We start from the raw sequence: 9787 nt of genomic DNA on the forward strand, positions 1-9787 counted from the left end.
AACCTGGCAAATGATGGCGGCTATAATCCGCATACACCCGGAGGATGTACCGAATGTAAAGGCGCACTAACGTTGGATGGTACCCTTACCAGGAATGTGGGGTATTATATTATTGCGCATGCTTCAAAATTTGTACCTGCAGGTTCGGTGCGGATTGAAAGTGTGAATGTTGGAAATATTTATAATGTTGCTTTCAAAATACCTGACGGAAGAAAAGTTTTAATTGCAGTAAATGATGGCAATACCGAAGCAAGTTTTAATATTAAATTTAAAGGTAAACTGGCCACTGCCACATTGCCCGCTGGTGCTGCAGCCACTTATGTTTGGTAAATTAATAAATGTAGTATGAAAAAAATGATGATACCGCTGCTGATGACTGCATCCATAAATATTATTTATGCGCAAGCAAAAAGAATGCACAGTGGCTTTTCTGTAAATGGAAAGAATGTAAGCATACATACCACTGCCGATAGTACTGAAATGCGTTTGACTGTAAACGGTACGGCGGTTTTTAAAGCTATGCCGCAGCCTTTGGAAACACAGGTTTGTGTATTTGTTGATCCTGATAAAGCTTTTCAAACTTTTTTAGGGATAGGTGGTGCCTTTACAGATGCAGCTGCAGAAACATTTGCAAAACTGCCGAAAGATAAACAGCAGGAATTTTTAAAAGCATACTTCGATAAAAAAAATGGTATTGGTTATAGCTTTGGCAGAACTAATATTCACAGCTGCGATTTTAGCAGCGATACCTACACCTACATTTCCGAAGGTGATGCATCCTTAAAAACTTTTAATATACAGCACGATAAACAATTTCGTATACCATTTATTAAGCAGGCCATTGCTGCAGCCGGTGGCAAGCTGCCTTTATTTGCCAGCCCATGGAGCCCGCCTGCTTTTATGAAAACCAACAATGATATTTTACATGGTGGCAAATTGAAAAAAGAATTTTATCAGCCATGGGCCAACTATTATACAAAGTTTATTAAAGCATATGAGGCTGAAGGCATTCCTATCTGGGGCATCTCTATACAAAACGAACCAATGGCCACACAGCGCTGGGAAAGCTGCATTTATACCGGTGAAGAAGAACGTGATTTTTTAAAAAATTATTTGGGCCCCACCATGAAACGTGATGGCTATGCCAATAAAAAAATTATTGGTTGGGATCATAACAGGGATTTGTTGTACCAGCGGGCCAGCACTTTATTAAATGATAAAGAAGCTTCAAAATATTTATGGGGTATTGGTTATCATTGGTACGAAACCTGGAGTGGGGGAGAACCTATGTTTGATAATTTAAAAATGGTGCATGAAACTTTTCCGAATACTAATTTATTATTTACCGAAGGTTGTAAAGAAGCATTTGACCTTGATAAAGTGTACGACTGGAAATTGGGAGAAAAGTATGGCGTGAATATGATCAATGATTTTAACAACGGATCAGTTGGTTTTACCGACTGGAATATTTTATTGGATGAAACCGGCGGACCAAACCATGTACAAAATTTTTGCTTTGCGCCAATACATGGCAATACACAAACCGGTCAGTTAATTTATACCAATGAGTATTATTACATCGGGCATTTTTCAAAATTTATACGCCCCGGTGCAAAAAGAATTGCCTGCAGTGCAAGCCGCAGCCAGTTATTAACTACCGCATTTAAAAATACAGATGGTTCTGTTGCTGTAATTGTAATGAACCAAAGCGATACCAAGACACCCTATTATTTATGGATAAATGGGAAAGCTGCGGAAGCCATTGCATTGCCACACTCCATTAGTACATTAACTTTTTAAAGATGTAATATGAAAACTATACCTGGTAAATATTTATGTTTTTTATTAGCGCCATTAATATTTGCTGCCGACTGCAGTAAAAAAGAGAACACTCCTGCGCCAGAGCCGCCACCATCGCTTTTAAATATTACGGCCGCTAAATTAGATAATGTACCTGCGCAAACCAGCACTGTAAATTACAATGTGAGAACCGGTGTAACCATAAAATTATCTTTTAATAATGTACTGGATAAAACCAGTGCGGCTGCAGCGGTTTCTATTTTAGAAAATAATGCAGTGTCAGTACCGGTAAACTTCAGTTATGAAAATAATGACAGTACCATTGTAATTACTTCAGCTTCTCCTTTAAAAAATTTAGCCCGCTATACAATTAATGCCACTACCACTTTACAATCTGTAAAAAAAGGAAAACTGAATGTTGATTTTAGTTTACAATTAATAACACAAATCGACTCATCAAGAAAATTCGCAGCGATAAGTGATAACGCTTTACTGGATACTATACAAAAAAGGACGTTTAAATATTTTTGGGATTACGGTCATCCTGTAAGCGGTTTAGCAAGGGAAAGAAGCAACTCCACACCGGAAACGGTTACCAGCGGTGGTTCTGGTTTTGGTATTATGAGTATCCCGGTGGCCATCAACCGAAATTTTATTACAAGAGCACAAGGGCTTGCACGGCTGCAAACCATGGTTACATTTTTAAAAACAACAGCACAAAAATTTCATGGCGCTTTTCCGCATTGGTTAAATGGAACAACGGGTGCAGTAATTCCTTTTAGTACAAAAGACAATGGCGCCGACCTTGTAGAAACTTCTTACCTGATGCAGGGGCTTTTATGTGCAAGACAATATTTTAATGCAGCAGATGCAGCAGAAACAACTTTAAGAAATGATATCAATATTTTATGGAACGGTGTAGAGTGGGACTGGTTCAGGCAAAATAATCAAAATGTGTTGTACTGGCACTGGAGCCCCAATTATAATTGGGAAATGAACCATCAAATTAAAGGATGGAATGAATGTTTGATTACTTATGTGTTGGGTGCTTCTTCAACCACACACAGCATTCCTGCAAGTGTTTATTCAACTGGTTGGACGGCGAGTGGTACAAATGGATTTACTAATGGCAGCAGTTATTACGGCTACGCATTACCATTAGGCCCGCAACTGGGCGGTCCGCTTTTCTTTTCGCATTATTCTTTTTTAGGTATTAATCCAAATGGATTAAGTGATGTTTATGCCAATTATCAAACACAAACAAAAAATCATACTTTAATAAATTACGAATACTGCAAAGCCAATCCAAAAAACTTTTTTGGTTACAGCGACAGTTGCTGGGGATTAACGGCCAGTGATATTCAAAATGGCTACACTGCCAGCTCACCCACCAATGATGTAAGTGTAATCTCGCCAACTGCAGCATTATCTTCTTTTCCATACACCCCTAACGAAAGTATGAAGGCGTTAAAATTTTTCTATTATGTTTTGGGGGATAAAATTTTTAAAGACTATGGCTTTGTAGATGCGTTTTCTTTAAAACAATTATGGTTTGCCGATTCTTATCTGGCAATTGACCAGGGACCAATAATTGTGATGATAGAAAATTACAGGTCGCAATTATTATGGAATTTATTTACCAGTTGCCCCGAAGTAAAAAATGGTATGAAGAATGTGTTGGGTTTTACAGCGCCGTATTTATAATTCTTTTTACTATAAAATTCAATGCAAAAAAAATCAAATAATTTTTTCTTTGTAAAATATAAACGGTTTCCGTTTGTATTATTAATCATGCTGCTTTGTGTTTTTGGTTTAATAAAATGTATAAATGGAACTGAAGTAAAAAAAGAGGCAACAGCAATGACAGGTTTTGAAGATTACGCAGGCGCAGCAAAATGCGAAGGCTGTCATAAAACTATTTACGAAAGCCATCTGCAAACAGCGCATTACCTTACAGCGCAACCTGCAAATGAAAAATCAATAATGGGCAGTTTTGAGAAAGGAAAAAATTCTTATGCTTATACTCCTGATATAGTTTTGTCAATGGAAAAAAGAGACAGCGGTTTTTTCCAGGTGGCGTATTTGCGTGGAGAAGAAAAAAAGGCCATGCGTTTTGATATGGTGATAGGTTCGGGAGTGATGGGGCAATCATTTCTAAACTGGCGAAAAAATAAATTGTATCAATTGCCCATCACTTATTTTACTGCAGCTAACAAATGGTCTAACAGTCCGGGTTTTCCTTCGGGTAAAGTATTGATAGACCGGCCGATTACTGCACGTTGTTTAGAATGCCACGCTACTTTTGCCGAAGGAAATGCTGGCACTGCAATGGAACCTTCGGAGTTTGATCATAATAGGATGATGCTGGGTGTTACCTGCGAAAAATGCCATGGCCCAGCAGCGCAACACGTGGAATTTCAAACCTCTCATCCGCAGGAAAAAAAGGCAAAATTTATTGTAAATCCTTCTTCACTTTCCCGGCAATTGCAATTAGATGTGTGTACCGTTTGTCATGGTGGCAATATAGAAAAAACAAAACCTTCTTTTCAATTTACTGCAGGTAAAAACCTTGGAGATTATTTTAAAATAGATACTGCAAGTATTGATGTGGCCAATAATGGCAATGTAGATGTGCATGGCAATCAATATGGTTTACTTAAAGCCAGTAAATGTTTTAAGCTAAGCCAGATGACCTGCAACACTTGTCATAATACTCACGAAAATCAAAGAAATCAGGCTGCATTATTTTCTCAAAAATGTATGAGTTGCCATAATACTGCAGCAAGTAATTTTAAAATACCCCAACATAATGATGTGGTGGCAATAGAAAAAAATTGTATCGATTGTCATATGCCGGCGCAACCTTCAAAAGCCATTGCAGTTAATATAGAGGGAGAAGAATTTCCACATGCTTCCCTGATCCGTACACATTTTATAAGCAACTATCCCGATGCAACAAAAAATTTTAAAGAACCTAAAAAAATAACACCAGTAAAAACTAACTCACATTCTTTTTAAAAAAGTTTTTTTGTAATTGATAGGATTACTGCTGTAATAATTTAAAAACTGCCGGTTAAAATTAGAGATGTTATTGTAACCACACTCGTAGCAAATCTCTGTAACAGAAAGCTCATCTTCCACCAATAACCTGGCAGCTTTTTGTAAACGCATTTCCTGTACAAAGCCCGAAAAAGTTTTACGGGTACGTTGTGCAAAAAAACGGGAGAAAGCATTTTCATTCATGCCTGCAATTTTTGCGGCATCCGCCAATTTAATGGCAGAAGAATAATTGATGGTTAGCCAATCGAAAACCTGACACATTCTTGCAGATTCTTTTTCGTTATACCCAATTTGCGGGGTACTGGTAATGGGCTGTAATTTTTTTGACTCTGCCAAAAGCGTTAAAATTTCTAAAAGGCTGTGCCAGCGGCGCAATCCTTTTTCAGAAATGATATCATGTAATTTTTTACTTACTGCAATATTTGCTGCACCGGTTATTTCCAATCCCTGCGAAGTTTTTAATAATAATTGACGGATGGGTTTTGCTTCGGGCAATTGTAAAAAATCGTTACCTAATGATTGTTCGGAAAAATGGATGACAAATGATTTTGCCCTCAGCTTAGAATTTTTTCGATAAAATTTTTCTTCGTTGCGGTAGGTATGCGGAATGTTTGGACCCAGCAAGGCAAGGTTGCCCGGTTTAAAATCACTGATATGATCGCCGATAAAACGCTTGCCGGTACTTTCGGTAACTAATACAATTTCGTACTCGGGATGATAATGCCAGGGCGTAGGATAAAAGTTGTAATCAAAAAATTTTGCCACAAAAGATTCGCCCTGTTCCAATGGTAAACGTTCTAAAGAAGGTTTCATATTAAATGATTGTATTATGGCATAAAAATAAAGCTTTATTCTATTATTTTGCTATAATAGTATCAGAATTATAAAGTAAAATGGTAGTTGAATGCTGCTAACAAAAGTAGATTTGCTTACAGCTTTTAAATTGATTGCTTTAAAAGTGAATGAATATTTTCTTCAACTAAATGATGTGCTATGCCTGTTCGTATTATTTCATTATTACTGGTATTGTTTTTTACACAAAATATTATTGCTCAAAAAAATGGGCTTTCACTTACCAAAGGAAAATTTGGTAACGGTCCCGACAGCATAGCCCCAATCGGCATCATCAAAAACTTAACTGATGACCAGTTAATGGAAGTGGTACAAAAACAAACCTTCCGATTTTTTTGGCATGGCGCACATCCTTACAGTGGTTTGGCATTAGAAAGAAGCAATACCGTTTTAGCAGAACATTATTGGGATTATATTAACGAAGCATGGGATGAACCCAATTTTTCAAAAACAACTTTTGGCCCCGATGCAGGTGCCATTGGCGGAACTGGTTTTGGTATTATGAGTACAGTGGTAGCAGTAGAACGAGGATGGATTGGAAGAGACACTGCCATAAGAAGATTAATAAAGATTGCAGATTTTTTAATCAATGCAGATTGCTTTCACGGCATCTATCCGCATTTTATGGATGGAAAAACGGGTAAAACAATAAAGTTTGACCGCCTTGATGATGGCGCTGATATTGTAGAGACAAGTTATTTACTGATGGGTTTTTTATGTGCCAGAGAATATTTTAAAGGCGATACACCAAGAGAAGTGTATTTACGCAAAAGAATAAATCAAATGTGGGGAGCAGCTAACTGGAACTGGCACACTAATAATCAAAATAAATTATTCTGGCACTGGAGCCCCAGCAATGGATTCGATATGAACTTTCCCGTGTGGGGTTATAATGAATGTTTGATCACCTATATCATGTCCGCTTCTTCGCAATTTCATTCTATTTCAAAAGATGTTTATAATGGAACCTGGGCAGGCAGTCCGGGTTTTAAAAACGGCAAAGAATATTATGGGATGAAATTACCATTGGGCAATTATGATAAAGACCAGGGTGGCCCATTATTTTTTGAGCAATATACTTTCCAGGGCATTAACCCCAATGGCTTAACCGATTCGCTGGGCAACGATTATTTTTTGCAGGGAAAAAATCATACACTTATCAACAGGGAATATTGCAAAGAGAATCCAAAAAAATTCAGAGGTTATAGTGATAAAGTGTGGGGCCTTACTGCCGGCGACAGTTACAAAGGGTATTTAGCACACAGTCCGGAAAATGACCGTGGCGTTATACAACCCACTGCTGCTATTTCTTCCATGCCTTATACACCTAAAGAAAGTATGGAAGCATTGCGCTATTTTTATTACAACCTGGGGGATAAGATTTGGAGTAAGTATGGTTTTGTTGATGGGTTTAGTATTCATCACAACTGGTATGCAAAATCGCATTTGGCCATTGACCAGGGGCCCATCATCACCATGATTGAAAATTACCGAACTGGTTTATTGTGGAAGTTGTTTATGAATATAAAAGATGTGCAGAATGGATTAAAGAAATTAGGTTTTAGCAGTCAATATTTTAAATAATAGATGGCCACAGATTCGCAGATAAAAAAAACTACGAATCTGCGGCAAAGAATAAAAAATATTACAGGTTCCTGATTTATTAATCAGCAAATCTGTTGCAAAAATTTTAATAGTTGATACCAACAAACAAATATTGGCGCTGGGTAGAAAATGCTGTTTTTATTTATGCGTTTTTTCTTATCATTTCCCGTGACTGGATTAAACCTTTTTTTGTTTATTTATGGGAAACTTTGCAAGGCAAAGGTTTAATTACTGGTGTACAGGAACAATTTAAAGAAGGATTGTTTAGCGAGTCGTTCCTGGTAATTTTATGGGAAATTATTATTGTATTTACCCTGTGGGAAATTGGTAAGGTAATATATGAAGCATTTAAAAGCGAAAAAAACAAACCCTGGACTTTTGAAAAAGGAAGTAGTATTTTTAAATATATTGCTAAAACAATTAAGCCTACTTTTTTAGCAACCTTCTTCCCGGTTTTTCTACCTAAATTAATTCAGCTGGATGTGTTTAAAATGGTAGAACCTTTTTTTAATAAGTTTAGTTTTCATGTTATACACTTTCACTGGTATAGCTGGATTTATGGGTATTTAATTTGGGAATTGAGTACATGGGTTTGGCATTATTGTTTTCATCGGGTACGTATGTTTTGGTGTTTTCATTCGCCGCATCATGCACCAAACGATTTAACATTAACAACAGCATGGGTACATTTTTTTGCAGAAGGATATATTACCACATTTATGCAATGGATAATTTTATCAATAGCTGGTGTGCCGTTTGAAATGATTTTTCCGGTAATTTGGGGAATAGAAGTAGGCTGGGGCACTTTTATACATGCAGGCGAACGGAGTTTAAAAAAAGGAAGACTGGGTTTTTTAAAACATTTTCTAATTACCCCATCTCATCACCGGGTACACCATGCAAAAAATCCGCTGTATATGGATACAAATTTTTGCACCTTTCTTCCTTTTTGGGATTGGCTCTTTGGCACATTGCAACCATTAAAAGATGAAGTAAAGATTGAGTACGGCATTACCAGGAAAATGGATGTAACTAATTTTATAGATTTTTATTTTGGTGAATTTATAGTACTCTTTAGCGATGTAAAAAATGCTAAAGGCATAAAAAACAAATTGCTTTATTTAGTTAAACCACCAGGATGGGAGCCAGAAACTAATGAGCATACGGCTGCTGAAGTAAGAAAAAAATTTTTGACTCAATATCCCGGGCTGGATGCTACAAGTAAAAAATACCTTTTTGAAAAACAATTTAAATTGAATAGACAAGTTTCCTAATAATTGATGGGGCATGAAAATGAATTTATCTAAAAAATCGGTTATCATATTGCTGCTATTGGCTGTAGTAGCCATTGTGTATTTTATTATAAGGCCAAAAGATAAAATTGATTTTAATACACAGGTAAAACCCATCTTAAATAAAAAATGTATTAGCTGCCATGGCGGTGTAAAGCAGCAGGCAGGCTTTAGTTTATTGTTTAGAGAAGAAGCGTTGCAAAAAGTAAAATCAGGTAAATATGCTATTATACCCGGCAATGCCTCCGGAAGCGAAATGATAAAAAGAATCAAGGAAAAAGATGAAGAAGAGAGGATGCCTTATAAACATGAACCACTTTCAAAAGATGAAATAAGCATTTTGGAAAAATGGATTAACCAGGGGGCGGTATGGGGTACACACTGGGCTTATGCGCCGGTACAAAAAACAGATGTGCCTGATGAAGATAACAAATGGGTAAAAAATAATGTGGACCGTTTTATATATAAAAAATTAAACGAAGAAAAACTAACACCATCTGCTGAAGCAGATAAAGCTACCTTATTAAGAAGAGTGAGTTTGGATTTAACCGGCCTGCCACCATCTGAAACTATTGCACAAAAATTTTTAAATAGTAAATCGGATAGTGCTTATAATAATTTAGTGGATGATTTACTGACTTCCCCGGCTTATGGCGAAAGATGGACGAGCATGTGGCTCGACCTTGCCCGATATGCAGATACAAAAGGTTATGAATCGGACCAGGGAAGAACAATTTGGAAGTACCGTGACTGGGTGATAAATGCATTTAACAATGATATACCTTACAACGAATTTTTAATAGAGCAACTGGCTGGAGACTTAATGCCCAATGCCGATGATGAAAAATATATTGCCACTGCTTTTCACCGCAACTCATTAACAAATGATGAAGGTGGTACAGATAATGAAGAATTTAGAACTGCAGCTGTGCTTGACAGGGTGAATACCACCTGGAGTGCATTAATGGGAACCACTTTTAATTGTGTGCAGTGCCACAGCCATCCATACGACCCCTTTAAGCATGATGAATATTATAAGTTCATGGCCTTTTTCAATAACTCAAGAGATGAAGATACCGAAATGGATTATCCGTTGCTAAGGCAGTACAAAGGAAAAGACAGTGCAAGATTTGTACAACTAAACGAATGGCTAAAAAATAATGTATCTGAAACAGAAG

General features: G+C 36.9%; 8 protein-coding genes. 7 read left to right on the forward strand and 1 reads right to left on the reverse strand.

The window, feature by feature from the left end:
* From ACY651_RS18495 to ACY651_RS18510, 4 genes are all read left to right on the forward strand, one after another.
* Positions 1-330: glycoside hydrolase family 30 beta sandwich domain-containing protein (locus ACY651_RS18495; protein WP_462254987.1), on the forward strand; the 330-nt coding region annotated here is incomplete at its 5' end.
* 15 nt (positions 331-345) lie between these two features.
* Positions 346-1800, forward strand: a complete 1455-nt coding sequence (locus tag ACY651_RS18500) for a glycoside hydrolase family 30 protein (RefSeq protein WP_462254988.1) — start codon at positions 346-348, stop codon at positions 1798-1800.
* Positions 1801-1809: 9 nt separating this feature from the next.
* Positions 1810-3504, forward strand: a complete 1695-nt coding sequence (locus ACY651_RS18505) for a glucoamylase family protein (RefSeq protein ID WP_462254989.1) — start codon at positions 1810-1812, stop codon at positions 3502-3504.
* 21 nt (positions 3505-3525) lie between these two features.
* A complete protein-coding gene (locus tag ACY651_RS18510) occupies positions 3526-4818 on the forward strand; it encodes a multiheme c-type cytochrome (protein ID WP_462254990.1) in 1293 nt (430 codons plus the stop codon).
* Here ACY651_RS18510 and ACY651_RS18515 read toward each other — a convergent pair.
* Entirely contained in the window at positions 4804-5673 is an 870-nt protein-coding gene (locus ACY651_RS18515; protein WP_462254991.1) for an AraC family transcriptional regulator, read from the reverse strand. The genes ACY651_RS18510 and ACY651_RS18515 overlap by 15 nt on opposite strands.
* Before the next feature lie 180 nt (positions 5674-5853).
* Between ACY651_RS18515 and ACY651_RS18520 the strand changes: the two genes are divergently transcribed.
* From ACY651_RS18520 to ACY651_RS18530, 3 genes are all read left to right on the forward strand, one after another.
* Positions 5854-7296: a glucoamylase family protein gene (locus ACY651_RS18520; RefSeq protein ID WP_462254992.1), complete on the forward strand. Its 1443-nt coding sequence runs from the start codon at positions 5854-5856 to the stop codon at positions 7294-7296.
* A gap of 113 nt (positions 7297-7409) precedes the next feature.
* Complete coding sequence (locus ACY651_RS18525) at positions 7410-8591, forward strand: sterol desaturase family protein (protein WP_462254993.1); 1182 nt, start codon at positions 7410-7412, stop codon at positions 8589-8591.
* Positions 8592-8604: 13 nt separating this feature from the next.
* On the forward strand, positions 8605-9787 hold a 1183-nt coding region (locus ACY651_RS18530), incomplete at its 3' end, for a DUF1549 domain-containing protein (protein ID WP_462254994.1).

The sequence above is a fragment of the Ferruginibacter sp. genome (assembly GCF_031391665.1).
GTDB lineage: Bacteria > Bacteroidota > Bacteroidia > Chitinophagales > Chitinophagaceae > Ferruginibacter.

Coding starts and splice junctions, on each gene's coding strand:
- ACY651_RS18505 (WP_462254989.1), top strand. CDS start 1,810: ATGAAAACTATACCTGGTAAATATTTATGTTTTTTATTAGCGCCATTA.
- ACY651_RS18520 (WP_462254992.1), top strand. CDS start 5,854: ATGCCTGTTCGTATTATTTCATTATTACTGGTATTGTTTTTTACACAA.
- ACY651_RS18510 (WP_462254990.1), top strand. CDS start 3,526: ATGCAAAAAAAATCAAATAATTTTTTCTTTGTAAAATATAAACGGTTT.
- ACY651_RS18515 (WP_462254991.1), bottom strand. CDS start 5,673: ATGAAACCTTCTTTAGAACGTTTACCATTGGAACAGGGCGAATCTTTT.
- ACY651_RS18500 (WP_462254988.1), top strand. CDS start 346: ATGAAAAAAATGATGATACCGCTGCTGATGACTGCATCCATAAATATT.